This window comes from Bradyrhizobium sp. BWC-3-1 (assembly GCF_032917965.1).
Lineage (GTDB): Bacteria > Pseudomonadota > Alphaproteobacteria > Rhizobiales > Xanthobacteraceae > Bradyrhizobium > Bradyrhizobium canariense_D.
This window is the reverse complement of the sequence record NZ_CP136625.1, coordinates 194,874-219,949: the sequence shown is the minus strand read 5'-3', so window position 1 is coordinate 219,949 and position 25,076 is coordinate 194,874. Positions and strand designations below refer to the sequence as shown.

28 protein-coding genes are annotated in these 25,076 nt (G+C 63.4%); 15 read left to right on the top strand and 13 right to left on the bottom strand.

Annotated features, from left to right (window positions below; translation table 11 throughout):
• Positions 1 to 69: 69 nt before the first annotated feature.
• The 7 genes from RX329_RS01035 to hemJ form a co-directional block, all read right to left on the bottom strand.
• Positions 70 to 954, bottom strand: a complete 885-nt coding sequence (locus RX329_RS01035) for a ParB/RepB/Spo0J family partition protein (protein ID WP_085384736.1) — start codon at positions 952 to 954, stop codon at positions 70 to 72.
• 79 nt (positions 955 to 1,033) lie between these two features.
• Entirely contained in the window at positions 1,034 to 1,888 is an 855-nt protein-coding gene (locus RX329_RS01030; RefSeq protein ID WP_085349238.1) for a ParA family protein, read from the bottom strand.
• A 29-nt stretch (positions 1,889 to 1,917) separates the two neighbouring features.
• Positions 1,918 to 2,691 (bottom strand): 16S rRNA (guanine(527)-N(7))-methyltransferase RsmG, encoded by a 774-nt coding sequence (gene rsmG, locus RX329_RS01025; RefSeq protein ID WP_085359575.1) that lies wholly within the window; start codon positions 2,689 to 2,691, stop codon positions 1,918 to 1,920.
• A 7-nt stretch (positions 2,692 to 2,698) separates the two neighbouring features.
• Positions 2,699 to 4,579 (bottom strand): tRNA uridine-5-carboxymethylaminomethyl(34) synthesis enzyme MnmG, encoded by a 1,881-nt coding sequence (gene mnmG, locus RX329_RS01020; RefSeq protein WP_085359573.1) that lies wholly within the window; start codon positions 4,577 to 4,579, stop codon positions 2,699 to 2,701.
• Between the two features lie 428 nt (positions 4,580 to 5,007).
• Complete coding sequence (mnmE, locus tag RX329_RS01015; protein ID WP_085349241.1) at positions 5,008 to 6,366, bottom strand: tRNA uridine-5-carboxymethylaminomethyl(34) synthesis GTPase MnmE; 1,359 nt, start codon at positions 6,364 to 6,366, stop codon at positions 5,008 to 5,010.
• A gap of 309 nt (positions 6,367 to 6,675) precedes the next feature.
• A complete protein-coding gene (rho, locus tag RX329_RS01010; RefSeq protein WP_007598612.1) occupies positions 6,676 to 7,941 on the bottom strand; it encodes a transcription termination factor Rho in 1,266 nt (421 codons plus the stop codon).
• 247 nt (positions 7,942 to 8,188) lie between these two features.
• Positions 8,189 to 8,623 carry a protoporphyrinogen oxidase HemJ gene (gene hemJ, locus RX329_RS01005; RefSeq protein ID WP_018459641.1) on the bottom strand — a complete coding sequence of 145 codons (435 nt, stop codon included), beginning with the start codon at positions 8,621 to 8,623 and terminating at the stop codon, positions 8,189 to 8,191.
• A gap of 460 nt (positions 8,624 to 9,083) precedes the next feature.
• On the opposite strand from hemJ, the gene RX329_RS01000 reads away from it, so the two are divergent.
• Genes RX329_RS01000 through dnaQ form a run of 4 tightly spaced genes read left to right on the top strand, consistent with a single transcriptional unit; the run spans position 9,084 to position 11,918 of the window.
• On the top strand, positions 9,084 to 9,923 hold the full coding sequence (locus RX329_RS01000) for a pyruvate, water dikinase regulatory protein (protein WP_018459640.1): 840 nt from the start codon (positions 9,084 to 9,086) through the stop codon (positions 9,921 to 9,923).
• 18 nt (positions 9,924 to 9,941) lie between these two features.
• Positions 9,942 to 10,550 (top strand): Maf family protein, encoded by a 609-nt coding sequence (locus RX329_RS00995; protein WP_085349242.1) that lies wholly within the window; start codon positions 9,942 to 9,944, stop codon positions 10,548 to 10,550.
• 23 nt (positions 10,551 to 10,573) lie between these two features.
• Positions 10,574 to 11,173, top strand: a complete 600-nt coding sequence (coaE, locus tag RX329_RS00990; protein ID WP_085349243.1) for a dephospho-CoA kinase — start codon at positions 10,574 to 10,576, stop codon at positions 11,171 to 11,173.
• Between the two features lie 28 nt (positions 11,174 to 11,201).
• On the top strand, positions 11,202 to 11,918 hold the full coding sequence (gene dnaQ / locus RX329_RS00985) for a DNA polymerase III subunit epsilon (RefSeq protein WP_085349244.1): 717 nt from the start codon (positions 11,202 to 11,204) through the stop codon (positions 11,916 to 11,918).
• On the opposite strand, the gene secB is transcribed toward dnaQ, so the two are convergent.
• A complete protein-coding gene (gene secB / locus RX329_RS00980; protein ID WP_007598595.1) occupies positions 11,915 to 12,397 on the bottom strand; it encodes a protein-export chaperone SecB in 483 nt (160 codons plus the stop codon). The two genes, dnaQ and secB, sit on opposite strands and share 4 nt — an antisense overlap.
• A gap of 415 nt (positions 12,398 to 12,812) precedes the next feature.
• Here secB and RX329_RS00975 point away from each other — a divergent pair, with 415 nt between their 5' ends.
• From RX329_RS00975 to RX329_RS00965, 3 genes are read left to right on the top strand one after another with little or no spacing between them, the layout of a single operon-like run.
• The gene (locus RX329_RS00975; protein ID WP_085349245.1) at positions 12,813 to 13,508 is read left to right on the top strand and encodes a Tim44/TimA family putative adaptor protein; all 696 of its coding nucleotides are present in this window, start codon (positions 12,813 to 12,815) and stop codon (positions 13,506 to 13,508) included.
• Positions 13,486 to 15,009 carry a murein transglycosylase A gene (locus tag RX329_RS00970; RefSeq protein ID WP_018459636.1) on the top strand — a complete coding sequence of 508 codons (1,524 nt, stop codon included), beginning with the start codon at positions 13,486 to 13,488 and terminating at the stop codon, positions 15,007 to 15,009. Before RX329_RS00975 ends, RX329_RS00970 begins: the two co-directional genes overlap by 23 nt.
• On the top strand, positions 15,006 to 15,596 hold the full coding sequence (locus RX329_RS00965) for a Smr/MutS family protein (protein WP_085359571.1): 591 nt from the start codon (positions 15,006 to 15,008) through the stop codon (positions 15,594 to 15,596). The genes RX329_RS00970 and RX329_RS00965 overlap by 4 nt, the downstream gene beginning before the upstream one ends.
• On the opposite strand, the gene RX329_RS00960 is transcribed toward RX329_RS00965, so the two are convergent.
• The 5 genes from RX329_RS00960 to hslV are packed head-to-tail and all read right to left on the bottom strand — an operon-like array spanning position 15,593 to position 19,767.
• Positions 15,593 to 16,717: a hypothetical protein gene (locus tag RX329_RS00960; protein ID WP_085359569.1), complete on the bottom strand. Its 1,125-nt coding sequence runs from the start codon at positions 16,715 to 16,717 to the stop codon at positions 15,593 to 15,595. The genes RX329_RS00965 and RX329_RS00960 overlap by 4 nt on opposite strands.
• A gap of 28 nt (positions 16,718 to 16,745) precedes the next feature.
• Entirely contained in the window at positions 16,746 to 18,050 is a 1,305-nt protein-coding gene (gene hslU, locus RX329_RS00955; protein ID WP_085359567.1) for an ATP-dependent protease ATPase subunit HslU, read from the bottom strand.
• 53 nt (positions 18,051 to 18,103) lie between these two features.
• Positions 18,104 to 18,721 (bottom strand): DUF2585 domain-containing protein, encoded by a 618-nt coding sequence (locus RX329_RS00950; RefSeq protein WP_085359565.1) that lies wholly within the window; start codon positions 18,719 to 18,721, stop codon positions 18,104 to 18,106.
• The gene (locus RX329_RS00945) at positions 18,718 to 19,203 is read right to left on the bottom strand and encodes a GNAT family N-acetyltransferase (protein WP_085359563.1); all 486 of its coding nucleotides are present in this window, start codon (positions 19,201 to 19,203) and stop codon (positions 18,718 to 18,720) included. The genes RX329_RS00950 and RX329_RS00945 overlap by 4 nt, the downstream gene beginning before the upstream one ends.
• A gap of 3 nt (positions 19,204 to 19,206) precedes the next feature.
• Positions 19,207 to 19,767 carry an ATP-dependent protease subunit HslV gene (gene hslV / locus RX329_RS00940; RefSeq protein WP_018459630.1) on the bottom strand — a complete coding sequence of 187 codons (561 nt, stop codon included), beginning with the start codon at positions 19,765 to 19,767 and terminating at the stop codon, positions 19,207 to 19,209.
• Positions 19,768 to 19,956: 189 nt separating this feature from the next.
• Here hslV and hisB point away from each other — a divergent pair, with 189 nt between their 5' ends.
• The 8 genes from hisB to RX329_RS00900 all read left to right on the top strand — a co-directional run bounded on the left by hisB (position 19,957) and on the right by RX329_RS00900 (position 25,066).
• On the top strand, positions 19,957 to 20,550 hold the full coding sequence (hisB, locus tag RX329_RS00935; protein WP_007604059.1) for an imidazoleglycerol-phosphate dehydratase HisB: 594 nt from the start codon (positions 19,957 to 19,959) through the stop codon (positions 20,548 to 20,550).
• A 66-nt stretch (positions 20,551 to 20,616) separates the two neighbouring features.
• Positions 20,617 to 21,147 carry a DUF2628 domain-containing protein gene (locus RX329_RS00930; protein ID WP_018459629.1) on the top strand — a complete coding sequence of 177 codons (531 nt, stop codon included), beginning with the start codon at positions 20,617 to 20,619 and terminating at the stop codon, positions 21,145 to 21,147.
• Entirely contained in the window at positions 21,144 to 21,794 is a 651-nt protein-coding gene (gene hisH, locus RX329_RS00925) for an imidazole glycerol phosphate synthase subunit HisH (protein ID WP_085384738.1), read from the top strand. Before RX329_RS00930 ends, hisH begins: the two co-directional genes overlap by 4 nt.
• The gene (gene hisA, locus RX329_RS00920; RefSeq protein ID WP_085384739.1) at positions 21,782 to 22,528 is read left to right on the top strand and encodes a 1-(5-phosphoribosyl)-5-[(5-phosphoribosylamino)methylideneamino]imidazole-4-carboxamide isomerase; all 747 of its coding nucleotides are present in this window, start codon (positions 21,782 to 21,784) and stop codon (positions 22,526 to 22,528) included. Before hisH ends, hisA begins: the two co-directional genes overlap by 13 nt.
• Positions 22,529 to 22,538: 10 nt before the next feature.
• Positions 22,539 to 23,315 (top strand): imidazole glycerol phosphate synthase subunit HisF, encoded by a 777-nt coding sequence (gene hisF / locus RX329_RS00915; protein ID WP_085359559.1) that lies wholly within the window; start codon positions 22,539 to 22,541, stop codon positions 23,313 to 23,315.
• Positions 23,316 to 23,416: 101 nt separating this feature from the next.
• The gene (locus RX329_RS00910; RefSeq protein WP_007598445.1) at positions 23,417 to 23,743 is read left to right on the top strand and encodes a phosphoribosyl-ATP diphosphatase; all 327 of its coding nucleotides are present in this window, start codon (positions 23,417 to 23,419) and stop codon (positions 23,741 to 23,743) included.
• A 20-nt stretch (positions 23,744 to 23,763) separates the two neighbouring features.
• Entirely contained in the window at positions 23,764 to 24,720 is a 957-nt protein-coding gene (gene coaA / locus RX329_RS00905) for a type I pantothenate kinase (RefSeq protein ID WP_007598451.1), read from the top strand.
• 106 nt (positions 24,721 to 24,826) lie between these two features.
• Positions 24,827 to 25,066 carry a hypothetical protein gene (locus RX329_RS00900; RefSeq protein WP_085359557.1) on the top strand — a complete coding sequence of 80 codons (240 nt, stop codon included), beginning with the start codon at positions 24,827 to 24,829 and terminating at the stop codon, positions 25,064 to 25,066.
• Positions 25,067 to 25,076 lie beyond the last annotated feature (10 nt).

Sequence of the window (25,076 nt, the reverse complement as noted above, 5' to 3'; positions counted from 1 at the left end):
TTCGCTGCGCTCGCAATGACGTGTGGATCGGCATGAGGTCCTGGCTTTCGCCAGGACGACACCAAGCGGCTACAGCGCGCCCTTCGCCAGCCGCCGCATCACCTCGTCGAGCTGATCGAGGTTGCGGTAGTTGATCTGGACCGAGCCGCCGGGGTCTCGGTGGCTCACCGTGACCTTGAGCCCGAGCGCGTCGCTGACGCGCTTTTCGAGGTCGACCGTGTCAGGGTCTTTTTCCTTCGCCCCCGAGCGCGCCTTCTGCGGCTTGCGCTCCGGCACGCCCTCTTCATGCGCCAGCGCCTCGGCCTGGCGGACGTTGAGGCCCTCCTCGACGATGCGCTTGGCGGCCGCGAGCGGATCAGGCACGCCGATCAGCGCGCGGGCATGACCTGCGGTCAGCTCGCCGCTCGTGATCAGGGTTTGCACCTCGGCGGGAAGCTTCGTCAGCCGCATCATGTTGGCGATGTGGCTGCGGCTCTTGCCGACGACTTTGGCGATGTCGTCCTGGCTGCGTTTGAACTCGTTGGCGAGCGCGTGATAGCCGAGCGCCTCTTCCATCGGATTGAGGTCTTCGCGCTGCACGTTCTCGACGATCGCGAACTCCAGCGCATCGCTGTCGCTGATGTCGACGGGGACGATCGGCACTTCGTGCAGGCCGGCCATTTGCGAGGCGCGCCAGCGCCGTTCGCCGGCGATGATCTCGAAGCGGTCCTGCGCACCCTTCACCGGGCGCACCACGATCGGCTGGATCACGCCATGCTGCCTGATCGAATCGCTGAGCTCCCTGAGCTCGCTCTCCGAAAAGGTGCGGCGCGGGTTGCGCGGATTGGGCTTGATGAACTCGATCGGCACCTTGCGTTGCGCGCGCGGCCGATCGACATGCTGAGCCTCGCCGCCGACGTCACCGATCAGACTCGCAAGACCCCGGCCCAGTCGCGAACGCGCTTCGTCGGCCATCGCCAGCTCCCTTGGATTCACGATGCAGCACTCCAGAACTGAATTGTCGAAACTCGTAACTCGTAGGATCAACGCCGCTTCAATGCGTCGTGCGAAGCTCGCGCTCGCGCTGGATCACTTCGGTGGCGAGCCGCAAGTAGGCTTCGCTGCCGACGCATTTGAGATCGTAGACCAGCACCGGCTTGCCGTAGGACGGCGCCTCCGAGATGCGCACGTTGCGCGGGATCATGGTCTTGTAGACCTTCTCGCCCATGAACTGCCGGACGTCGGCAACGACCTGGTTCGAGAGATTGTTGCGCGAGTCGAACATGGTCAGCACGATGCCGTGGATCGACAAGTTCGGATTGAGCGTCGAGCGCACCTGCTCCACCGTCTGCAGCAATTGCGACAGACCTTCGAGCGCGAAGAACTCGCACTGCAGCGGCACCAGGATCGCGTCGGAAGCCGCCATCGCGTTCACGGTGATCAAGTTGAGCGAGGGCGGGCAGTCGATCAGCACATAGGTGTAATCGGCGTCGGGCGAAACGTTGTTGTTGAGCGCGCTGATCGCGTCGCGCAGCTTGTACGCACGACCAGACGTGGTGCCGAGCTCAAGCTCGAGGCCGGAGAGATCCATGGTCGAGGGCGCGATATGCAGCCGCGGCACTGCCGTCGACACCACCGCTTCCCGCAGGCTCGCCTCGCCGATCAGAACGTCATAGGTCGAGCAGGAGCGGTTGCGGCGATCGATGCCGAGTCCGGTCGAGGCATTGCCCTGCGGATCGAGATCGACGATCAGGACGCGTTCGCCGATCGCAGCGAGCGCTGTCCCGAGATTGATCGCCGTGGTTGTTTTTCCCACGCCGCCCTTCTGATTCGCCAGCGCCAGGATGCGCGGATGGCCCTGCGGGACGGCGGCGGTCTGTTCTTGCTGCGGTTCGTCAATCACGCTCATCGCAAATTCCCCACTCGGCCCCTGACGCCTCACCCGCGCCGTTCGACGGAAGCCAGCTCGACGATCCAACCGTCGCCTGTACGGCTGTGGTGGAGCTGCGGCTGAATATTCCAATATTTAGTGGCTTCGGTCAATTCAGACTCTACATCTTGACCCTTGAGAAACAACGCTTTTGCGCCCCGGCGCATCAGCGGCTCCGCAAAGCCGATGAGTTGATGTAGCGGAGCCAGCGCACGCGCGGTGACGCAATCGACCGGGCCGGTGATTCTATCCACATTATCCCCGATCTCAGCGAGATGTACGACTCCCGGAGATGTCGTGACGCGCACGGCTTCGCGCAGGAAGGCTGCCTTCTTGGCGATTCGCTCGACCAGATGGACGCTCGCCCCGGCCGTCCCGGCCATGGCGCAGGCCAGGACGATCCCGGGAAAGCCGCCACCGCTGCCGAGGTCGGCCCAACGTTTGGCCGATGGGGCGAGAGCGACGAGCTGAAGCGAGTCGGCGATGTGCCGGGTCCAGAGGTACGGCAATGTCGAGGGCGCGACGAGGTTGGTCTTGGCCTGCCACTCCCGTAGCAGTGCAATGTAGCGATCGAGCCGGGCTTCCGTTTCATGTGAAACAGGCGCGAGGTTGAGCGCCGCAACCTTGTCGGCTGCAATGACGACGTCCCACGATCGATCGTTGGCGCTGGCCTTGTCGATCTTTGGCCGGGCAGGCGCCGGTTCGGAGCGAACACCGGCACCCTCACCCGCCGAGGGTTTTCCTGATGACGATCTGCCGCCGCCGGTCCCGCGCTGTTTCACGTGAAACCTATGCGATTGCTTTGGAAGTCTTCCGCGCTTCGCGGCGGAGATAGGCCGCAAGAATGCCGAGCGCGGCAGGCGTCATGCCGTCGATTCGGCCGGCCTGGCCAACGGTGAACGGCCGCGCGTTCTCCAGCTTGGCCCGCACCTCATTGGAGAGACCGGGGACCTGCTGGTAATCGACGTCCGACAACACCATCCCCTCGTCCCGCCTGAAGGCTTCGACGTCCGCGCTCTGGCGCTCCAGATAGACATCGTACTTCGCGTCGATCTCGAGATGGGTGGCAATGACGGGATCAATGCCGGACAGCTCGGGCCAGATCGCACGGACCTGGCTCCAGCCAATATCGGGATAGGCCATCAGTTCGAAAGCCGAGCGCCGCTGGCCGTCCCGGTTCAGGGTCAGACCCTGCTTAATGGCCTCGTTCGGGGTGACCGTCAGCGACTTCGAGAGCGCTCGTGCCGCATTCAAGGCGTCCATCTTGGCGCGGTGATGCACGGTCCGGGCGCTCCCGACGCATCCCGAGGCGATGCCCTTCTCGGTTAGACGCTGGTCGGCGTTGTCCGCACGCAGTGTCAGCCGGTACTCGGCCCTGGAGGTGAACATCCGATAGGGTTCGCTGATGCCGCGGGTGACGAGGTCGTCGATCATCACGCCGAGATAGCCATCAGCTCGGTCGAACACTGTCAGCGCGGCGCCGCTCGCAGCCAATGCCGCGTTCAGCCCGGCCACGATGCCTTGGCCGGCGGCTTCCTCGTATCCGGTCGTGCCGTTGATCTGGCCAGCCAGGAACAAGCCGCGCAGACGCTTGGTCTGGAGGGTCGGATCGAGCTCACGCGGATCGATGTGGTCGTATTCGATGGCATAGCCCGGCCGGACCATCTTCACCCGCTCCAGGCCGGGAATGGTTGCGAGGATGGCGAGCTGAACCTCCTCCGGCAGCGAGGTCGAGATGCCGTTGGGATAGACAGTGCTGTCGTCGAGCCCTTCCGGCTCCAGGAAGATCTGGTGACCGTCGCGATCGCCGAAGCGAACGATCTTGTCCTCGATCGAGGGGCAATAACGCGGTCCGGAGCTCTTGATCTGGCCGGAGTACATCGGAGAGCGATGAACATTGGCCCGGATCACCTCGTGAGTCGCGGAATTTGTCCGGGTGATCCCGCACTGGATCTGTGGCGTCGTGATCCGCTCGGTCATCACGGAAAACGGCTCCGGAGGCTCGTCCCCCGGCTGCATCTCGACCGCCGACCAGTCGATCGTCGTCCCATCCAGACGCGGCGGGGTCCCTGTCTTGAGCCGTCCGAGGGTGAACCCCGCGCGCTCGAAGGAGGTCGAAAGGCCCATCGCTGGCGCCTCGCCGACCCTGCCGGCGGGCCAAATCTTCTCTCCGAGATGGATCAGACCGCGGAGGAAGGTGCCGGTGGTGACGACGACGGCCCCTGCCCGAAGCTCGCGGCCATCTGCCAGGCGCAGGCCGATCACCCGTCCCTCGACCACGATCAGCTCGTCCGCTTCGCCTTCGACCACGGAAAGACCCTCGGTCTCCCGGATCGCCGCCTGCATCGCGGCCGCATAGAGCTTCCGGTCGGCCTGCGCGCGCGGACCACGGACCGCTGGGCCCTTACGGCGATTGAGAACGCGAAACTGAATACCGCCGGCGTCGCCGACCCGGCCCATCAGACCATCGAGCGCGTCGACCTCGCGAACCAGATGGCCCTTGCCGAGACCGCCAATGGCGGGATTGCAGGACATCGCGCCGACCGTGGAGAAGCGGTGCGTGACCAGAGCGGTCGCCGCGCCCATCCGGGCAGAGGCAGAAGCGGCCTCACAGCCGGCATGGCCGCCGCCAATCACAATGACGTCGAAGCTCTCTCGCTCTGTTCGCATGGACGGACTTCTAGCTCAGAGGCGGGGAAGCCGGAAGCGGAAACTGGAAAGGCGGTTGTTTCACGTGAAACGGTGCAAGCGGAGCCCAGATGTTTTCGCGAAACAACCCCATGCATAGTAGAACCGCCCTTGGAAAAATTATCATTTTCAGCGGTAGAAAACGGAGCTCCCGAAGCATAAAGTGTCTACTGAAGGGCCGTAACGTCCAGATGCGGCCCGGTCTCCGAAGCTCGATGGCAGCGGCATACTCCCATCATCGCGAGCGGAGTGATCCGGGATCTCTCCGCTCACCCGCTCCCTTAGCTGCCACGTTTGCCAGCAAATATGGGTAATGGAGCCACGTTTCACGTGAAACGTCTCGGAACGCGACTGTTTCACGTGAAACGAAGAAGTGGAACAAAGGCTAGTTCTACAATGAAGAACTAGGTCTACTTCCCAACGCAGAACTTCTGAAAAATCGCCCCCAGGACGTCCTCGACATCCACCCGACCCAGCAGCCGGCCCAAGGCATAGGCCGCAGCGCGCAGCTCTTCGGCGGCAAGCTCCTCGCTGTCTTCTACAAGCTCCAGACTCCGCCGCAAGCTGTCCGACGCTCGGCGCAGCAAATCCCGCTGCCGGGCTCGCGTCACCAACGCGCCCTCAGTCGTTCCGAAGAAGTCGGCGGCGAATTTCACCATAGCATGGACCAGCTCGGGAATGCCGTCCCCCCGGCTGGCGGCGATTCCGAACTCACCGTGCAGGCCGACGTCCTCGACCCCGCCGAGATCGATCTTGTTGCGCACGATCCAGACCGAACCGCCGGAGCGGCTGCCTGCGTTGCCGGACTTCCCCAGCAACGGCATTGCGGCCGGATCGACCGCGCGCCCCGCCTCCACCAGCCACAACACGAGGTCGGCGTCTTCGGCTCGGGCTCGCGCCCGGCGAACACCCTCCTGCTCCACCGGATCGTCGGTCTCGCGAATGCCGGCCGTGTCGATCACCGTGACGGGATAGCCATCAAGATCGAGCTGCACCTCGATCACATCGCGTGTCGTGCCGGCATGCGGCGAGACGATCGCGACGTCGCGGCGCGCGAGCTGGTTGATCAGCGTCGACTTGCCGACATTCGGCTCGCCCGCGATCGCAACCACCAGGCCGTCGCGCAAGCGTTCAGCTTGTCCCTGTGCCGCAAGGACTTCTGCGATTTCGTCATGCAGCGCACTGATCGCCTTGACCGCAGGCGCTCTCAACTCGGCGGGCACATCGCCCTCGTCGGAGAAATCGATGCCGGCCTCGATCAAGGCCGAGGCGTCGATGATGCGCTCGCGCCAGTCGCGCGCGCGGTTGCCGAGGAGACCCTGCAACTGCCGCAACGCCTGGCGGCGCTGGCGGTCGGTGTCGGCATGAATGAGATCGTCGAGGCCCTCCGCCTCGGTCAGGTCGAGCTTGCCGTTCTCGAAGGCGCGCCGGGTGAATTCGCCCGGTTCGGCAGCTCGCATATTCGGAATTACGGAAATTGCGGTAAACAGTGCGGCCAGCACCGCGCGGCCGCCATGGACGTGAAATTCGGCGACGTCCTCGCCGGTCGCGCTGCCGGGCCCCGGAAACCACAACACCACCGAATCGTCGATCGGCTGGCCCACGCCGTCATGAAGGAGCCGGCGGCTGGCCTGCCTCGGCGCCGGCAGCTTGCCCGCCAGCGTCGTCAGCACCAGGCTGGCGCCTGGCCCGGAGACACGCACCGCCGCAAGCGCACTTGGCGGACGGCCAGACGACAGTGCAAAGATGGTGTGGTCTCGCGGATACATAGCCTATTTGTCCGGCTGAAAGGGAAAAGGCAAACATCCGTTTCGGCTGACCATCGAGCGATTATGCTGCATGGATTCTCGCAGCAAAACCTATGGTGCGATGCAAAAAACTCCCGAGCGTCTCCTGCAAGACCCACTTCCAACGGAATGAGCGGCATCCCTCGATCCCGCTATTCATAAATTATATCAACATCTTAGACGGCGCCTACTCCAGACGACAAACGCCAGCCATGCTGCAGCTCCGCTGCAACAAAGCCGCACAAAGAAAAAGGGCGCCCGAAGGCGCCCTTTAATCATGTTGCATTGCAATCAGGTGTTCATCGAATCGAAGAACTCGGAATTGCTCTTGGTCGAGCGGAGCTTGTCGAGCAGGAAGTCGATTCCGTCCATCGTCCCCATCGGATTCAGGATGCGGCGGAGCACGTACATCTTCTTCAAGACCACCGGATCGGTGATCAGCTCTTCCTTACGGGTGCCGGAGCGCGAAATGTCGATCGCCGGGAAGGTCCGCTTGTCCGACACCTTGCGATCGAGGATCAGCTCGGAGTTGCCGGTGCCCTTGAACTCTTCGAAGATGACTTCGTCCATACGGCTGCCGGTATCAACCAGCGCAGTCGCGATGATCGTCAGCGAGCCGCCCTCTTCGATGTTGCGGGCGGCGCCGAAGAACCGCTTCGGCCGCTGCAGCGCGTTGGCATCGACACCACCGGTCAGCACCTTGCCCGATGACGGCACCACGGTATTGTAGGCGCGGCCGAGGCGCGTGATGGAGTCCAGCAGGATCACGACGTCGCGGCCATGCTCGACCAGACGCTTGGCCTTCTCGATCACCATCTCGGCGACCTGGACATGGCGCACCGCCGGCTCGTCGAAGGTCGAGGAGACGACCTCGCCCTTCACCGAGCGCTGCATGTCCGTGACTTCTTCCGGACGTTCGTCGATCAGGAGCACGATCAGATAGCACTCGGGATGATTATGCGCGATCGAGTGCGCGATGTTCTGCATCAGCACGGTCTTGCCCGTGCGCGGCGGCGCGACGATCAGCGCGCGCTGACCCTTGCCGATCGGCGCAACGATGTCGATCACCCTTGCAGACAGGTCTTTCCGCGTGGGGTCGTCGATTTCCATGCGGAAGCGCTGATTCGGAAACAGCGGCGTGAGGTTGTCGAAATTGACCTTGTGCTTGGCCTTTTCCGGGTCCTCGAAATTGAGCGTGTTGACCTTCAGCAGCGCGAAATAGCGCTCGCCCTCCTTCGGGCTGCGGATGTGGCCTTCGATAGTGTCGCCGGTGCGCAGGCCAAAACGGCGGATCTGCGAGGGCGAAACGTAGATGTCATCCGGGCCCGGCAGATAATTCGCATCGGGCGAGCGGAGGAAGCCGAAGCCGTCGGAGAGAACCTCGACGACGCCTTCGCCGACGATGTCGGTCTCGGCGAGCGCAAGCTGCTTGAGGATGGCGAACAGCAGCTCCTGCTTGCGCATGGTGCTGGCATTCTCGACCCCATTCTCTTCCGCGAACGAGACGAGTTCGGCCGGCGTCTTCGACTTGAGGTCCTGGAGTTTGATTTCCCGCATTGGGGTGGTCCTGTGGGGTAACCTGGGAGGGGGGTGCGAGGAGGCTCTGAAATGCGGACGCGAAAAGGTAAGGTCCGCAGGTCTGGCAAGGAGAGCGCCGGTGAGGCTTCAAACCTGATGGGGTGTCCGGCCTCTGGAAAGCTCAGACACGACCACATCCGCCTGCGTTGGGTGGGATATCGCTAATATAGAAAATCGCCTCACACTCCGCAAGCAGAAGCACTGAGCGATTGTTCGCGACCGCTGCCTAGAACGGCTTCACGATCACCATGATGACGATCAGAATCATCAAGGCAGTTGGTACCTCGTTGATAATCCGATAGAATTTCTGGCTCCGGGGGCGCCGGTCCGCCGCGAAATCCTTCAGCCAGCGCGAAAAAAAGCCGTGGACCGCGGACATCGCCAGGACCAGTGCCAGTTTTACGTGCAGCCAGCCGAAAGTGAACCAGTGTCCAGCCCAGGCGAGGTAGAGCCCGGCGAGCCAGGTCACGATCATAGCGGGGTTGATGATCGCCTTGAACAGCCGCCGTTCCATGATCTTGAACGTTTCCGACTGCTGCGAGCCGACTTCAGCCTCGCAATGATAAACGAACAGCCGTGGCAAATAGAGCATGCCCGCCATCCAGGAAATGACGGCGATCACATGCAGCGCCTTGATCCAGAGGTAGACGTCTTCAAACATGTCTGGGGGTCCGGATTCCTGCCCAGCCGAGGGGAACGCTGGGGATAGTAAGAACTCGTTAAGGTCTTGCCTGCACACATATCCGTCCGTAGCGCCCTTCTCCAATAAGAATCTTAGATTCTTAAGGTTTGAGTCTATGTGACGGTGAATTGGACTCACACATTTCCGTCCGCCCGTTCACACGCGCTTGTTCACATCCATCAACATATCCTCTGACAGCTCCGGCCGCTTTCGATAAGTCGGTCAGCTTCAAAGGCTTGCGCGTTTCTGTCGGCAGCTTATCAAGAGGGTTATCGACGCAATCCCGTTTCCCTTTCGGGAGGGCGTCGAAGTTGTTCTCAGGGGCAGCGGTGTGAAGAAAATCGGCCGTTGTCCCGCCCCCGGTGTCGCACATCCCTTTCCGGGAGGTTAAGCTCCACAGAAATCCACAAACCACACCGACTCCATACAAAGGGCTTTTGTGCCGACTTCGAACAATTATTTCCATCTGCACCTCGTCTCCGACTCCACCGGTGAGACGCTGATCACGGTCGCGCGCGCCGTTGCCGCCCAGTACGCCAACGTGACCCCGGTCGAGCACGTCTATCCGCTGGTGCGCAGCCAGAAACAGCTCGATCGCGTGCTCGACGAGATCGAGGAAGCGCCGGGAATCGTGCTGTTCACGCTGCTCGAGAAGGATCTGGTTTCGAGGCTCGAGGATAAGTGCAAGGGGATCAATGTTCCGAGCCTGTCGATCATCGGGCCGGTGATGCAGTTGTTCGAGGCCTATCTCGGAGCTGCCACGACCGGCCGGGTCGGCGCCCAGCACGTGCTCAATGCCGAATACTTCAAGCGTATCGACGCGTTGAACTACACGATGATCCACGATGACGGCCAGCATGTCGAAGGGCTCGACGACGCGGACGTGGTGCTCGTCGGCGTTTCCCGCACCTCCAAGACCCCGACGTCGATCTACCTTGCCAACCGAGGCATCCGCACTGCCAACGTGCCGCTGGTTCCAGGCATTCCGGTGCCCTCGCAACTGGAGACGTTGACGCGACCGCTGGTGGTGAGCTTGCATGCGACGCCGGAACGATTGATCCAGGTGCGCACGAACCGCCTGCTCTCCATGGGGGCCGATTCCAGCAGCGACACTTATACCGACAAGCAGTCGGTCGCCGAGGAGGTCGCATTTGCCCGCAAGCTGAGCGCCAAGCACGATTGGCCGCTGCTCGACGTCACGCGGCGCTCGATCGAGGAAACCGCCGCGGCGATCATGAAACTCTACAGCGATCGTCAGCGTAACCGGCCTTCTGAATAGCTTTGGGATAGTTTCGCGATGGGTCTGTGGCTCGGCAAATTTTCGTTGATCCTGGCCTCGCAGAGCAGCGCGAGAAAGATGCTCCTGGCCAATGCCGGGCTCGAGTTCAAGGCGATCACGGCTGATATCGACGAGCGCGGCATCCAGGCCGCCTCCGGGCTTTCTGGTCCGCGCGAGATTGCCCTGCTGCTGGCGCGCGAAAAAGCCAAGGCAGTCTCGGCCCATCACGCTGGAAGCACCGTCATTGGTGCGGATCAAACGCTGGCGCTTGGCGATCGCCTCTTCAACAAGCCTGCGGGCCGCGCCCAGGCGCTGGCGCAGCTGCGCGATCTCTCCGGCCATAGCCATGAGCTGAATTCCGCCGTGGCGATCGCACGCGATGGCGAGATCATCTTCGAGGACGTCTCGGTTGCCCGCCTCACGATGCGGCAGATGACCGAGGCCGAGCTTTCGGCCTATCTCGACATCGCCGGCGGCGCCGTCAGCACCAGCGTCGGCGGCTATCAGCTCGAAAGCCTGGGGATCCATTTGTTCGAGCGTATCGAGGGCGACCACTTCACCATTCTCGGCTTGCCGCTGCTGCCGCTGCTTGCGTTCCTGCGGCGCGAGCGGCTAGTTGCGGTGTGACTGGCAGATATGGTTGGGCGCTGATGCGGATCCTGGGACTGACCGGCTCGATCGGGATGGGCAAATCGACCACCGCGAAATTGTTCGCGGAGGCTGGCGTGCCTGTCTACGATGCCGATGCGGCCGTCCATCAGCTCTATGAGGGCGAGGCCGCACCCGCGATCGAGGCCGCCTTCCCCGGCACTACCGCGAACGGCAAGGTTGATCGGCCAAAACTCTCGGCGCGTGTGGTGCACGATCCTGCGGCCATCAAGCAGCTCGAGCAGATCGTCCATCCGATGCTCGGCGCTTCCCGGAAAAAGTTCTTCGCCGACGCCGAAGCCGCCAACGCGCCGGTCGTGGTGCTGGACATACCGCTGCTGTTCGAGACGGGTGGCGAGACGCGGGTCGATGCCGTAGTCGTCGTCACCACGTCTCCGGAACTGCAGCGCGAGCGGGTGCTGGCGCGCGGCACGATGGACGAGGCCAAGCTCGACGCCATCATCGCCAAGCAGACACCCGATGCGGAAAAGCGCAGGCGTGCCGATTTCGTGGTGGATACATCCCACGGACTCGAACCGGTGCGCGCCCAAATCGCGCACATCCTCGCCGACGTCGTTAAGATGCCGCAGCGGCGCGCCTGATTCGCCGCCTGACACGGCTTCCCAGATCATGCGCGAAATCGTTCTCGACACAGAAACCACCGGCCTTGACCCGTTGCGGGGAGATCGCCTGGTCGAAATCGGCTGCGTCGAGATGCTCAATCGCATGCCGACGGGGCAGAGTTTCCACGTCTACATCAATCCCGAAAGGGACATGCCGGCAGAAGCCTTTGCGGTGCACGGGCTGTCGGCCGAATTCCTGGCGACGAAGCAGCTGTTTCACGAGGTCGTCGACGATTTTCTGGAGTTCATCGGCGACGCGCCGCTGGTGATCCACAATGCCTCGTTCGACATCAGCTTCATCAATGCCGAGCTCGACCGGATCAAGCGCCCGGCGATCCCGCGCGAGCGGCTGGTCGATACGCTGCTGCTGGCTCGGCGCAAGCATCCCGGCGTGTCGAACCGGCTCGACGATCTCTGCTCACGCTATGCGATCGACAATTCACGCCGCACCAAGCACGGCGCATTGCTCGACGCCGAGCTGCTTGCGGAAGTCTATGTGGATCTGGTCGGGGCGCGGCAGTCGCAGCTGCTGCTTGCTTCGGAATCCGAAGAGACTCGCGCCAATGGGGCTGCCGATGCGCCTCGGCGGCAACGGCCGGCGCCGCTCACCCCGCGCATTTCGGACGCCGAGCGCGAGGCCCACCGGGCCTTCATCACAACGCTCGGCGACAAGGCGATCTGGAACGAGTTCTTGCCCGCTCCAGCCGCCCCTTTGGCTGGTTAAGCCTGGCCGCTCGGCTGAGCGGCCATTTGCCGCTCCATGTTCTGGCGATAGAGGCCGACGAAGTCGACCGGATCCAGCATCAAAGGCGGGAACCCGCCGTCGCGCACGGCAGTGGCGATGATCTCACGGGCAAACGGGAACAGCAGGCGCGGGCATTCGATCATGACCAGCGGATGCAAATTGTCCTTCGGCACGTTGGAGATGCGGAAGACGCCGGCATAAGCGAGCTCGAACGAGAACATGATCTTGCCGGCGGTCTCGGCCTTGCCCTCGACCGACAGCGTCACCTCGAACTCCTGTTCGCTGAGATTGTTGGCGCTGACATTGATCTGGATGTTGATCTGGGGCGGCTGGCTCTGCTGCTGGAGCGAGCTGGGCGCATTCGGATTTTCGAACGAGAGGTCCTTGGTATATTGCGCCAGGACGTTGAGCTGGGGAGCCTGGGCCGCCTCGGGAGGGGTGCCGTTACCGTTGGTCATAAGAGTGTCTCCTTACCCGATTGGGCTGAATTTCGCGGCGGTTGGCTAACATAGGGCTACCTCGTTCCACAAGGACGAACGGTCCCGGATGGGGAATTCCGGCCACGCCCACAACTGTGGCGTTCACCCCGGCGATCCAGCGCAACTGCGCCTTAAACGATTGAAGATGCGCGATTTCCGGGCAGGATCGGGTTTCCCCTTAAGCATAAAACGCGCTACACTCGGTGCTGTGCCAAAAGGCGCCATTGGCCGGGCAAGATTTCGTGCCTACATCCCACGGACCTGACGCGCGGACCCAAAATGGTGATGTAGACTTGCCGTTCCGGTATGGAACGGTCTACTGGCCGGATCGATTTTCCCGGCACGATCCTTTCGAGACGGCCCCTTCTACAGACGACCAGAAAGCGAATACGACGTGGACATCTACACCATCATCTTCCTGGCGCTGGCGGTCTTCATCTTTCTGAGGCTGCGCAGCGTGCTGGGGCAGCGCACGGGCAACGAGCGGCCGCCGTTCGACCGCAACGCGCTCCAGGGCGCCCAGGACAAGAACGTCGTCACCATGCCGGGCAAGGTCATCGACCAGGCTCCCTTGGCGCCGGCGGCCGAGCCGACCCCGCCCTCCGACCGTTGGAAGGGCCTGACCGAGCCGGGCACCGTGCTCGCCCAGGGTCTCGACGCCATCGTCGAAAAGGATTCCACCTTCGATCCGCGGCATTTCATCTCCGGCGCCCGCGGCGCCTATGAGATGATCGTGCTGGCCTTTGCCAATGGCGACCGCCGCGCGCTGCGCGACCTGCTGTCGTCGGAGGTCTATGAAAGCTTCGATGCCGCGATCAAGGAGCGCGAGAAGAACGAGCAGAAGACCGAGACGCGTTTTGTCTCGATCGACAAGGCCGAGCTCGTCGGCGCCGAACTGCGCGACCGCACCGCCCAGCTCACGATCCGCTTCGTCTCGCAGATGATCTCGGCCACCCGGGACAAGGCCGGCAACATCGTCGACGGAAGCGCCGACACGGTCGCCGACATCACCGACATCTGGACTTTCGCCCGCGACATCACTTCTCGCGATCCGAACTGGAAGCTGGTTGGCACCGGAAGCGCGAATTAAGGTTTTCCTGAAGACCAGCGCGACGGCGCTTTGCGCAGGTGCCGTCGCGCTGTCGTCGTTTTCACTCGGCGCTGAGGCGGCGCGGCGCCACTATCGCAGCCATCACCATCATCTCCCGGAATTGCCTGCCGCGCCGCCGCGCGCCTTGCCATATCCGCAGCTTCCCCTGCCGCTTGAAATTCCCGGCGCCCAATATCTGCCGCTGGCCTGGGCCGACGTGAAGGGCTGGGGCGACGACAATCATCTTGCCGCCTACAAGACCTTTCGCGCGAGCTGCCGTCCGATCAACGCGCAGACCGGCGCTCCCGAACCGAAGGCTTTGGGCGCCTCGCTGGGCGAACCCTGCCGGGTCGCCAAATCGCTCGAGCTTACCGACGACGCTCGGGCCAAAACCTTCTTCGAGGAGAATTTTGCGCCGCTGCGGATCTCGCGCCTCGGCGAGCCCGATGGTTTCGTCACCGGCTATTACGAACCGGTGCTGGAGGGATCGCGCACGCAGACCGACGTCTACAACGTCCCGGTCTATCGCCGCCCCTCGAATCTCTTTGTGCGCGGTTACAAGCAGGATTCGGTCAGCCTGCCCAACAAGGGCCCGGTCTATCGCAAGATCGGCCGCCGCAAGCTCGTGCCTTATTACGACCGCGCCGAGATCGAGGACGGCAAGATCGCCGGCCGCGGACTCGAGATTGCCTGGCTGAAGGACCCGACCGATCTGCTGTTCGCCCAGATCCAGGGTTCGGCGCGGATCAAGTTCGACGACGGCGGCACGGTCCGGCTCAACTACGACGCCTATAACGGCTATCCCTATACGGCGGTCGGTCGCATCCTGATCGAGCGCGGCATCATTCCAAAGGAAGAGATGTCGATGCAGAAGATCAGGGAGTGGATGGCGCAGACCCCTGACGGTGCCAAGGAGCTGCGCCGCCAGAACCGCTCCTACATCTTCTTTCGCGAGGTCAATCTATCCGACAAGGAGGAGGCGGTCGGCGCGCAAGGCATTCCGTTGACGGCCGGCCGCTCGATCGCGGTCGACAAATCGCTCCACGTCTACGGCACCCCGTTTTTCATCGAAGGCGAGCTGCCGATCGATTCCGAACGCGCGAAGACGCCGTTCCATCGCTTGATGATCGCGCAGGACACGGGCTCGGCCATCATCGGTCCGGCGCGCGCCGATCTCTATTTCGGCGCGGGTCAGGATGCCGGCCGGGTCTCCGGACGGCTGCGCCATGCCATGCATTTCGTGATGCTGGTGCCGAAGAGCCTCGATCCCACAACGCGCGGCGCGCGGCTCCCGGTGCCGGACCCGCGGCCCTCGGAGAAGATCGCAAAGCTGTTTCCGCAAACGGAGCCTGCGAAGGACAAGCCGCCTGCCGAGCTGCAAAGCAAGAGCGAGACGGTCGCTGTCGCCGGTCCAGTCCCGCTGCCGGTGCCGCGTCCCGTGATCGAGCCAGTTCAGGAGCCGCGGCGGCCGGTGAAAAATCGCTCCCATCGGCAACAATGAAGCGATCGTCCCGTCCGCCCGTGCTGGAGCCTCGTCCCTCGCCGCGCCGTCGCGTGCTGAGTGAGGAAGAGCGCGCGCTGTGGGATACGGTCGCAAAGCAGGTCAAGCCGCTGAGAAAGCATCGTGCGGCGAAGGCGCAAGCTGCACCACGCACCGAGTCTTCGCCTGCAGCGCCCGCCCCCCGGATTGCGCCGTCGCCACGTCCGATTGCCGCTGCCCCGGCACCGCGCGCAGCGAAGCCGGCGGTGCCGCCGCTGGCGCCGCTCGGCAAGCGCGAGCGCACAAAGCTGTCGCGCGGGCGCAGCGAGATCGAGGCGCGGCTCGATCTGCACGGCATGACCCAGATGCGTGCCCACCGCGCGCTGAGCGGCTTCCTGCACCGCGCCCATCATGACGGCCTGACCTTCGTGCTGGTCATCACCGGCAAGGGCCGAAGCGGCGGCGAAAGCGGCGTGCTGCGCCGTCAGGTGCCGGAATGGCTGAGCCTGCCGGAATTCCGGGCCTTCGTCGTCGGATTCGAAGAGGCCGGTATCGGCCATGGCGGCGAGGGCGCGCTCTACGTGCGGATCAGGCGGGCGAGATATTAGAACGGCCGCACGATTCCGACGCGCGGGATCAATGTGACAATCAGGCCGAAGATATTTGTCGTCTGATCTTCCGCCGAAATCAGCGGCGTCTCGCGTGCGGCGGGCAGCATCTTCACCGCGTGCAGGATCAGGAACATGCAGACTGCCCAGTTCGAGATCCAGCGCGAATAGTCGAATACCATCGCGAACATCACGACACAGGCGAGGCTGACGCCGATCAGCGCCGCAATGACGAGGCGGCGATGCGTGTCGCTTGCGAGCGCGCCGATCAAATTCGCAAAATAGCGCCACAGCGGTGTGTGCAGCCAGATCAGCAGCGCGAACACGGGCACGCCGAGGATGTTGTGCGGCAGGCGGCCCCAGGTGTCGGAAATCTCCTTCGCCAACGGCTGATACCAGATGTAGGCAAACTGCAGCAGGTCGGTCCGCGACGGATCGGCCATCCGGCTCTTCAGATAGGCGACGAAATCCGCCTCCGGGACCGGCATCGTTCCCCAAAACTGCGCGGCGAAGAACAGCGCGGAGACGGCCAGCAGGGCCATGATGCCGAACGCGACATTGGTGCGATCGCAGCCATGCGCTAGATAGTGCCTGATCACGACGATGGTGATGATGGTCGGCACATACATCAAGAGATGGATGTGGTGGATCAGGACGAGAACGATCGAGAACAGCGCAGCCAGCGCCACGAATAGCAGCGAGCCGGCCGGCACCAGCAGCAGGACGATCGCCAGCGCGCAGCCATAGATGTCGAAATGGCCGAGCGTGTGCATGAAGTTCTTGAGGAAGAACGGCGAGCCCGCGATGAAGACGAACGTCGGCAATGTCTTCGCGGTGAAGCCGAACGTTGTCTGGAAGAGTCTTGCGTACAGCCCGAGCGTCACCAGCCATGTCGCGCCGCCGAGCGCGAACACCAGCCATAGCGGCACCTTGTCGGTGAACAGCGCGACGATCGTCCCGATCAGCGCGCGCTTGATGAAGCCAAAATGGTAATCGACGAGGAGGTGGATGTAGGGGACGTAAGGCGGCAGCTGGATCTTGTGAACCAAGACGCCAACGATGATTGCCGCGTTGATCGCGAGCAGCAGGCGCCAGGGGTTTTGCAGGAAGCGTGCGGTCACGCCGCATCCATAGCGCGACCGTCCGGAATTACAAAATGAACCGGCTCAAATCCGCGTTCTTGGCGAGGTCCCCGACGTGCTTCTGCACGAAATCGGCGTCGACCCTGATGGTCTCGCCGCTGCGATCTGGGGCGGTGAAGGAGATCTCGTCCAGCACCCGCTCCATCACGGTCTGCAGCCGCCGCGCGCCGATGTTCTCGACGGTGGAATTCACGGCCACCGCGACGTCCGCAAGCGCGTCGATGGCGTTGTCGGTGATGTCGAGCGTGACGCCTTCGGTCTGCATCAAAGCGACATATTGCTTGATCAACGAGGCCTCGGGCTCGGTCAGGATGCGGCGCATGTCGTCGCGGGTCAGCGCCTGCAGCTCGACGCGGATCGGCAGGCGGCCCTGCAGTTCCGGCAACAAATCGGACGGTTTGGCGACGTGGAAGGCGCCTGAGGCAATGAACAGGATGTGGTCGGTCTTCACCGCGCCGTGCTTGGTCGAGACGGTGGTGCCCTCGATCAGCGGCAGCAGGTCGCGCTGCACGCCCTCGCGCGAGACGTCGCCGCCGGCGCGGCCTTCGCGGGCGCAGATCTTGTCGATCTCGTCCAGGAATACGATGCCGTTGTTCTCGACCGCGCTGATCGCCTCCATCGTCAACTGATCGCTGTCGAGCAGCTTGTCGGATTCCTCGTTGATGAGGATCTCGTGCGAGCTCTCCACCGTCAGCCGCCGCGTCTTGCTGCGGCCGCCGAGCTTGCCGAAGATATCGCCGATCGACACCGCGCCCATCTGCGCGCCAGGCATGCCCGGGATCTCGAACATCGGAAAGCCGCTGCCGCCGCCTTGCGTCTCGATCTCGATTTCCTTGTCGTTGAGCTCGCCCGCGCGCAGCTTCTTGCGGAAGGAGTCCCGCGTCGCGGCGCTGGAATTGGCGCCGACCAGGGCATCAAGTACGCGCTCCTCAGCGGCGAGCTGCGCACGTGCCTGCACGTCTTTGCGCTTGCGCTCGCGGACCTGGGAAATCGCGACCTCGACGAGATCGCGCACGATCTGCTCGACGTCGCGGCCGACATAGCCGACCTCGGTGAATTTCGTCGCCTCGACCTTCAGGAACGGCGCGTTGGCAAGCTTGGCGAGCCGCCGCGCGATCTCGGTCTTGCCGACCCCGGTCGGGCCGATCATCAGGATGTTCTTCGGCAGCACCTCTTCGCGCAAGGAGCCTTCGAGCTGCTGCCGCCGCCAGCGGTTGCGCAGCGCGATCGAGACGGCGCGCTTGGCATCGGCCTGGCCGACGATGAAACGGTCGAGTTCGGAAACGATTTCGCGGGGGGAGAAGTCTGTCATGGGACCTTAGCTAGGATCAGATGCGGGGCGGGACAAGCCGCTTTTTTTGGCCGTCAGATGATCGGCGGACCCGATTGCCATAGTTTCACGGCCTCGATCGGATGGATCAGCATCAGGATATTGAGCGTCAGATTGTCGCGAATATGCAGCGCCAGCATGATTTCGAAGGCGAGCCCAAGCAGGATGGTCACTGATACAGGCAGCAGGCGCGCTACGAGGAAGCCCAGCATCATGGACAAATTGTCAGAGATCGAATTGACGATGCTGTCGCCGAAATAATCCAGCGAGATCGTGCCGGCGCGGTAGCGTTCGATGATGAAGGGCGAGTTCTCGACGATCTCCCAGGCACCTTCGATCAGAATGGCGATGATCAGGCGGGCGGGCCAGGACAGAGACACGAACGGCAGCCGCGCGAACAGCAGCCAGGTCAGCCCGTAAAGCAGGAAGCCGTGCAGGATGTGCGAGAAGGTGTACCAGTCGGCGATGTGCTGCGAATTCTCCGAGCTGTTCACCACGCCATGCCACAGCTTGACATAGCCGCAGGTGCAGATCGGCACCCGGCCCATCGCAAGCAGGATCGAGGCCTGCATCGCCAGCAGCAGCAGCGCGATGCCGACCCAGGCGAGCGGCGGAAACGCGGCCCTGCTCTCATGCGTGGTTGCCAGCGTCATGGCTCGCGCACCATCAGGAGTGCGGGCCCGTCGGGCGTCTCGACCATGCGTTCCCGGACAAAGCCGGCCTTCTCATAGGCGCGCACGGCGCGCGCGTTGAGCGGATCAGGATCAGTGACGATGCGCGGCAGGCCCTGCCGCAACTGCGCGTCGGCGAATTGCCGGATGAATGCCGAACCGTGCCCGCGCGCGATCATGTCGCTTTCGCCGATGAACTGATCGATGCCACGGGTGGCCTCCGGTTGCGGCCCAAGACCCGTATTCCAGGCGGTCAGGCGGTAGCATTGAAGATAGCCGAACGGCTTACCGTCGGCCAACACGATGAACTGGTCCATTGCCGGCTCGCCGAGATCGCCGCTCACGAGCGCGAACTGCTCGTCCGGATCGCCCCACCATTCCCGCACATGCGCTTCGCCCAGCCATCGCCGAATCAGCGGCAGAACGGCCGCGGTCATCGGGCGGAAGGTGTAGGCGAGGGCCATGGCCTACCCGGCCGACAGCGCTTCGATGGTCACATTGCGGTTGGTGTAGACGCAGATATCGGCGGCGATGTCGAGGGAGCGGCGGACGATGGTCTCGGCGTCCTTGTCGGTGTCGAGTAGGGCACGGGCGGCCGCCAGCGCGTAATTCCCGCCGGAGCCGATCGCCATGACGCCGGCTTCGGGCTCCAGCACGTCGCCGGTGCCTGTCAGCACCAGGGAGACGTCCTTGTCGGCGACGATCATCATGGCCTCCAGCCGCCGCAAATAACGGTCGGTGCGCCAGTCCTTGGCGAGCTCGACGGCGGCCCGGGTCAATTGCCCCGGATATTGCTCGAGTTTGGCTTCCAAACGCTCGAACAGCGTGAAGGCGTCGGCGGTGGCGCCGGCAAAGCCGCCGATGACGTCGCCCTTGCCGAGTTTCCGGACCTTCCTGGCGTTGTGCTTGATCACGGTCTGGCCGATCGAGACCTGGCCGTCGCCGCCGACCACCACCTTGCCGCCCTTGCGGACCGTCAAAATCGTGGTGCCGTGCCAGCCCGGCGAGCTGTTTGGGGAGTCCTGCATGAATGATCCTCGTTGACCGGGCTGATTTAGGCGGTCGGGAGCGGGGGCACAACGGGCCGCTCCGGGCCCAATTCGCTCACCATAGGCAGAAGTAGAGGCCCGGCCAGCCGTTGCCGCAGTAGCGAAGGCGTCATTTGGCTGTTAAAAGACCGGCGTTTTCGGCCCGAACTAGGATGGAAGCGTGTTTTGATGCGCACCGCGACGATCAAGCGCAAGACCAAGGAAACCGACATCGAGGTCACCGTGAACCTCGATGGCTCCGGCGTGTCCAATATCGCGACCGGCATCGGCTTTTTCGACCATATGCTCGATCTCCTCGCCCGCCATTCCCGCATTGACCTCACGGTCAAGGCGGTCGGCGATTTGCACATCGATCATCACCATACCACCGAAGACACCGGCATCGCGCTCGGCCAGGCCGTCAAGCAGGCGCTCGGCAACATGGCGGGCATCACCCGCTATGCCGGCGTGCACATGCCCATGGACGAGACGCTGTCACGCGTGGTCATCGACATCTCGGGCCGCCCGGTCCTGGTGTTCAAGGTCGACTTTCCCCGCGACAAGATCGGCGAGTTCGACACCGAGCTGGTGCGCGAGTGGTTCCAGGCCTTCGCCATGAACGCCGGCGTGACTCTTCACGTCGAGACCCTATATGGCGATAACAGCCACCATATCGCCGAGTCCTGCTTCAAGGGTCTGGCACGGGCGCTGCGCACCGCCGTCGCGATCGATCCGAAGGCGGTGGGCGAAATCCCGTCCACCAAGGGCTCGCTCGGCGGCTGACATCTTTCGGCCCGCGGCCCGCGCCGTTTGCGGTATCACTGAATTCCTAGGGAACGGGGCATCGCCATGTCCGTCTACACAGTTCATGCTCCCTCCCCCGCAGGATCCGATCTGCGCGCGACCGACAAGTTCGTCTTCGTGCGCGACGGCTTCCATTTCTGGGCGATGATCTTCGGACCGCTCTGGCTGCTGTGGAATCGGCTGTGGCTGGCGCTGATCGGCTGGGTGATCTTCGTTGCCGCCTTCAACGTCGGGCTGTCCAGCCTCGGTGTCGGCCGTTCGTCGATCTTTTTCGCCGACATCATCGTCGCGCTGCTGATGGGATTCGAGGCCTCCAGCCTGCGCCGCTGGACGCTCTCGCGCGGTAAATGGCGACAGCTCGACGTGGTGATTTCCGACGACGAGGACACCGCCGAGCGCCGCTTCTTCGAGCGCTGGAGCCAGAAGCAGCGCGGCATCGTCAACGATCAATGGGCCGTCGATCGCGGCGGCCCGCCGCCGACCCGCAACGTGCCGGGTCAGCAATTCTCCAACCCGCCGCCAATGCCGGCGGGTGGCATCATTGGTTTGTTTCCAGAACCGGGAGGGTCAAGATGAGCGTCGCGATCATCGATTACGGTTCAGGCAATCTGCATTCGGCTGCCAAGGCGTTCGAGCGCGCCGCGCGCGGCATGGACAACCCGCAAAAGGTGTTCGTCACCAGCGATCCGGACCAGGCCTACGGCGCCGACCGTCTGGTACTGCCGGGCGTCGGTGCTTTCGCTGATTGCCGGCGCGGGCTCGACGCCGTCAACGGCATGGTCGAGGCGATCACCGAAGCGGTGCGCGTCAAGGCGCGGCCGATGTTCGGCATCTGCGTCGGCATGCAGCTGTTCGCCACTCGCGGCAAGGAGCATGTGACCACGCAAGGGCTGAACTGGATCGGCGGCGACGTCGAGAAGATCACGCCGAACGACGAGAGGCTGAAGATCCCGCACATGGGGTGGAATACGCTCGATGTGCTGCGCGAGCATCCGGTGCTGGACAGGCTGCCGCTCGGCCCCAAGGGCCAGCACGCTTATTTCGTGCACTCCTACCACCTCAACGCCACCAACGAGGCGGACGTGCTCGCGCGTGCCGATTACGGCGGGCCTGTCACCGCGATCGTCGGCAAGGACACGGCGATCGGGACGCAGTTTCACCCCGAGAAGAGCCAGCGCTTCGGCCTCGCCCTGATCTCGAATTTTTTGCGATGGAAACCGTGATTCTCTTTCCCGCGATCGACCTCAAGAACGGCCAATGCGTGCGCCTCGAGCAGGGCGACATGGCGCGCGCGACCGTGTTCAACCTCAATCCCGCTGCGCAGGCGGCGAGCTTCGTCGCGCAAGGCTTTGAGTATCTCCACGTCGTCGACCTCGACGGCGCGTTTGCCGGGAAGCCTGTGAACGCGCAGGCCGTCAAAGCGATGCTGAAGACGATCACGATTCCGGTGCAGCTCGGTGGCGGCATTCGCGATCTCGCGACTGTCGAAGCCTGGCTCGAAAAGGGCATCACCCGCGTCATCATCGGCACCGCCGCGGTGCGCGACCCCGAATTGGTGAAGGCTGCCGCCAGGAAATTCCCCGGCCGCGTCGCGGTCGGGCTCGATGCACGTGACGGCAAGGTCGCGGTCGAAGGCTGGGCCGAGACCTCGCAGGTGACGGTGCTGGAGATCGCACGGCGTTTCGAGGATGCCGGCGTTGCCGCCATCATCTTCACCGACATCGCGCGCGACGGCCTGCTCAAAGGCTTGAATCTCGATGCGACCATTGCGCTGGCGGATGCGATCTCGATTCCCGTGATCGCCTCCGGCGGCCTCGCCTCGATCGAGGACGTCAAGGCGATGCTGACGCCGCGCGCGAAAAAGCTCGCCGGCGCGATCGCCGGCCGCGCGCTCTATGACGGCCGACTCGATCCCGCTTCCGCCCTCGCCCTGATCCGCAACGCAGGCGCTGCCTAGGAGACCTCCGATGTTCAAGGTGCGCGTGATCCCCTGCCTCGACGTCAAGGACGGCCGGGTCGTCAAGGGCGTCAACTTCGTCGATTTGCGCGATGCCGGTGACCCCGTCGAAGCGGCGATCGCCTATGACGCCGCCGGCGCCGACGAGCTCACCTTCCTCGACATCACCGCGACCCATGAGAATCGCGGCATCATGCTGGACGTGGTCCGGCGCACTGCGGAAGCCTGCTTCATGCCCCTCACCGTCGGCGGCGGCGTGCGCGAGGTGAACGACATCAAGACCCTGCTGCGCGCGGGCGCCGACAAGGTCTCGATCAACAGCGCCGCGGTGTCACGGCGTGAGTTCGTCAAGGAAGCCGCCGAGAAATTCGGCGGGCAATGCGTGGTGGTCGCGATCGACGCCAAGCGGGTCAAGCGCGCCGGTGGCGGAGAGCGCTGGGAGATCTTCACCCATGGCGGCCGCAATTCGACCGGCATCGACGCCATCGAATATGCCCAGGAAGTGGTCTCGCTCGGTGCCGGTGAAATCCTGCTCACCTCGATGGACCGCGACGGCACGCGGCAGGGTTTTGACATCCCGCTGACCCGGGCGATCGCCGACAGCATTCCCGTTCCTGTGATCGCCTCGGGCGGCGTCGGCAATCTCGACCACCTCGTCGACGGTATTCGCGACGGCCACGCCACCGCCGTGCTGGCCGCCTCGATCTTCCATTTCGGGGAATTCACCATCCGCGAAGCCAAGGAGCACATGTCCCGGCGCGGGCTGCCCATGCGCCTCGATGCCTGAGGACTCCCGTTCCTAAAAATGCTAAATCATCGGCGGGAACCGGCTTATCCCGTCAGATAACCGGCCAATCATCGGCCAAGGCGCGTTTTCCGAGTATTTGTATGCCGCGTTTCACGATCCACGATCTGGCCGAGACCATCGACGCCCGCGCGGCAGCGGGTGGCGAGGCGTCCTATACCCGCAAGCTCCTCGACAAGGGCGCCGAACATTGCGCCAAGAAGTTCGGTGAGGAGGCAGTCGAAACCGTAATCGCAGCAGTCGAAAACGATCGCGCGCATCTGATCGCCGAGGGCGCCGACCTGCTCTATCATTTCCTTGTGCTGCTCAAGGCCCGCGGCGTAAAGCTGGAAGAGGTCGAGGCCGCATTGGACAAGCGGACCAATATGTCAGGGTTGGAAGAAAAGGCGTCGCGTAAGGGCGGCAGCTAGCCGAGGTGGAGAGTCGCGTCATGGATATCCGCGCACCCGAGCAGCAGTATAATCCGTACCGCGTCTATACGCGCGAGGAGTGGTCGCGACTGCGCGACGACACGCCGATGACGCTGGAGCCGGGTGAGTTCGACCGGCTACGCTCGCTGCACGACCGCCTCGATTTGCAGGAGGTCGAAGACATCTACCTGCCGCTGTCGCGCCTGCTGTCGATCTACGTCGATGCGATGCAACGGCTTTATTACGCGGAGCGCCAGTTCCTCAACATCCGCGACCGCAAGATGCCCTACATCATCGGCGTCGCCGGTTCGGTCGCGGTTGGAAAATCCACCACGGCCCGCGTGCTTCAGGCGCTGCTGGCGCGCTGGTCGCCGCGTCCCAAGGTCGAGCTGATCACCACCGACGGATTTCTGTATCCCAACGCCGTGCTGGAGCGGCAGGGCATCATGCAGAAGAAGGGCTTTCCGGAGAGCTACGACCTGCCGCTGCTGCTCAGCTTCCTCTCCGACATCAAGGCCGGCCGCCGCCATGTGCGCGCGCCGGTCTATTCGCATTTGACCTACGACATCGTGCCGAACCAGTGGGCCGAGATCGACCAGCCCGACATCCTGATCGTCGAGGGCGTCAACGTGCTGCAGACCGGCAAGCTGCCGCGTGACGGCAAGGCCGTGCCCGTGGTGTCCGACTTCTTCGATTTCTCGGTCTATATCGACGCGGACGAGGCGGCGCTGCGGCAGTGGTACATCAGGCGCTTCCTGTCGCTGCGCGACACCGCGTTCACCAATCCAAAATCCTACTTCAATCGCTACGCGCTGTTGTCGGACGAGGAAGCCACCGCCACCGCGATCGCGATCTGGGAACGCACCAACCTCGCAAATCTCGAGGACAACATTCTGCCAACCCGTCCCCGCGCGACCCTGATCCTGAAGAAGGGCGCCGATCACACGGTGGCGAGCGTGGCGCTCAGGCGGCTGTAGCAGCCTTGATGGACGGCGCCCTTTGTCAAATTTCGGGCTGAGTATCTTTTGTTGCAGACCGGCGAGGGGTATTTGGTTATGGCTTTCGGAAACGCAAACGGGTCCCATGGTTGATCGTCTCAGAAGCGCCGCCGAGCAGCTGGAAGCACCGACCTGCCCGGAGTGCCATATCGAGATGAAGTGGTTCCGCTCCGAACTGCTCGCGGACGAGCCGACCCCGATCATCGCGCATCTCTTCGTGTGTCCGCATTGCAAGCGCGCCGCCCAGGTAGACACCATGTTCAGGGGAGGCCAGGCGCCGCATGACAAGCTGTCTGCGCCGCGGTTTATGGCTTATGCCGCATAACGGTTCATCC

Bases quoted from the DNA above. Each gene is read 5' to 3' on its own strand.
- RX329_RS00995 (WP_085349242.1), top strand. From the start codon at position 9,942: ATGGGTCTGTGGCTCGGCAAATTTTCGTTGATCCTGGCCTCGCAGAGC.
- RX329_RS01035 (WP_085384736.1), bottom strand. From the start codon at position 954: ATGGCCGACGAAGCGCGTTCGCGACTGGGCCGGGGTCTTGCGAGTCTG.
- mnmE (WP_085349241.1), bottom strand. From the start codon at position 6,366: ATGTATCCGCGAGACCACACCATCTTTGCACTGTCGTCTGGCCGTCCG.
- hslU (WP_085359567.1), bottom strand. From the start codon at position 18,050: ATGACAGACTTCTCCCCCCGCGAAATCGTTTCCGAACTCGACCGTTTC.
- mnmG (WP_085359573.1), bottom strand. From the start codon at position 4,579: ATGCGAACAGAGCGAGAGAGCTTCGACGTCATTGTGATTGGCGGCGGC.
- hemJ (WP_018459641.1), bottom strand. From the start codon at position 8,623: ATGTTTGAAGACGTCTACCTCTGGATCAAGGCGCTGCATGTGATCGCC.
- RX329_RS00965 (WP_085359571.1), top strand. From the start codon at position 15,006: ATGAAGCGATCGTCCCGTCCGCCCGTGCTGGAGCCTCGTCCCTCGCCG.
- coaA (WP_007598451.1), top strand. From the start codon at position 23,764: ATGGATATCCGCGCACCCGAGCAGCAGTATAATCCGTACCGCGTCTAT.
- RX329_RS00900 (WP_085359557.1), top strand. From the start codon at position 24,827: ATGGTTGATCGTCTCAGAAGCGCCGCCGAGCAGCTGGAAGCACCGACC.
- RX329_RS00910 (WP_007598445.1), top strand. From the start codon at position 23,417: ATGCCGCGTTTCACGATCCACGATCTGGCCGAGACCATCGACGCCCGC.
- hslV (WP_018459630.1), bottom strand. From the start codon at position 19,767: ATGCAGGACTCCCCAAACAGCTCGCCGGGCTGGCACGGCACCACGATT.
- coaE (WP_085349243.1), top strand. From the start codon at position 10,574: ATGCGGATCCTGGGACTGACCGGCTCGATCGGGATGGGCAAATCGACC.
- RX329_RS00950 (WP_085359565.1), bottom strand. From the start codon at position 18,721: ATGACGCTGGCAACCACGCATGAGAGCAGGGCCGCGTTTCCGCCGCTC.
- hisH (WP_085384738.1), top strand. From the start codon at position 21,144: ATGAGCGTCGCGATCATCGATTACGGTTCAGGCAATCTGCATTCGGCT.
- hisB (WP_007604059.1), top strand. From the start codon at position 19,957: ATGCGCACCGCGACGATCAAGCGCAAGACCAAGGAAACCGACATCGAG.
- hisF (WP_085359559.1), top strand. From the start codon at position 22,539: ATGTTCAAGGTGCGCGTGATCCCCTGCCTCGACGTCAAGGACGGCCGG.
- dnaQ (WP_085349244.1), top strand. From the start codon at position 11,202: ATGCGCGAAATCGTTCTCGACACAGAAACCACCGGCCTTGACCCGTTG.
- rho (WP_007598612.1), bottom strand. From the start codon at position 7,941: ATGCGGGAAATCAAACTCCAGGACCTCAAGTCGAAGACGCCGGCCGAA.
- RX329_RS00930 (WP_018459629.1), top strand. From the start codon at position 20,617: ATGTCCGTCTACACAGTTCATGCTCCCTCCCCCGCAGGATCCGATCTG.
- RX329_RS01030 (WP_085349238.1), bottom strand. From the start codon at position 1,888: ATGAGCGTGATTGACGAACCGCAGCAAGAACAGACCGCCGCCGTCCCG.
- RX329_RS00945 (WP_085359563.1), bottom strand. From the start codon at position 19,203: ATGGCCCTCGCCTACACCTTCCGCCCGATGACCGCGGCCGTTCTGCCG.
- secB (WP_007598595.1), bottom strand. From the start codon at position 12,397: ATGACCAACGGTAACGGCACCCCTCCCGAGGCGGCCCAGGCTCCCCAG.
- hisA (WP_085384739.1), top strand. From the start codon at position 21,782: ATGGAAACCGTGATTCTCTTTCCCGCGATCGACCTCAAGAACGGCCAA.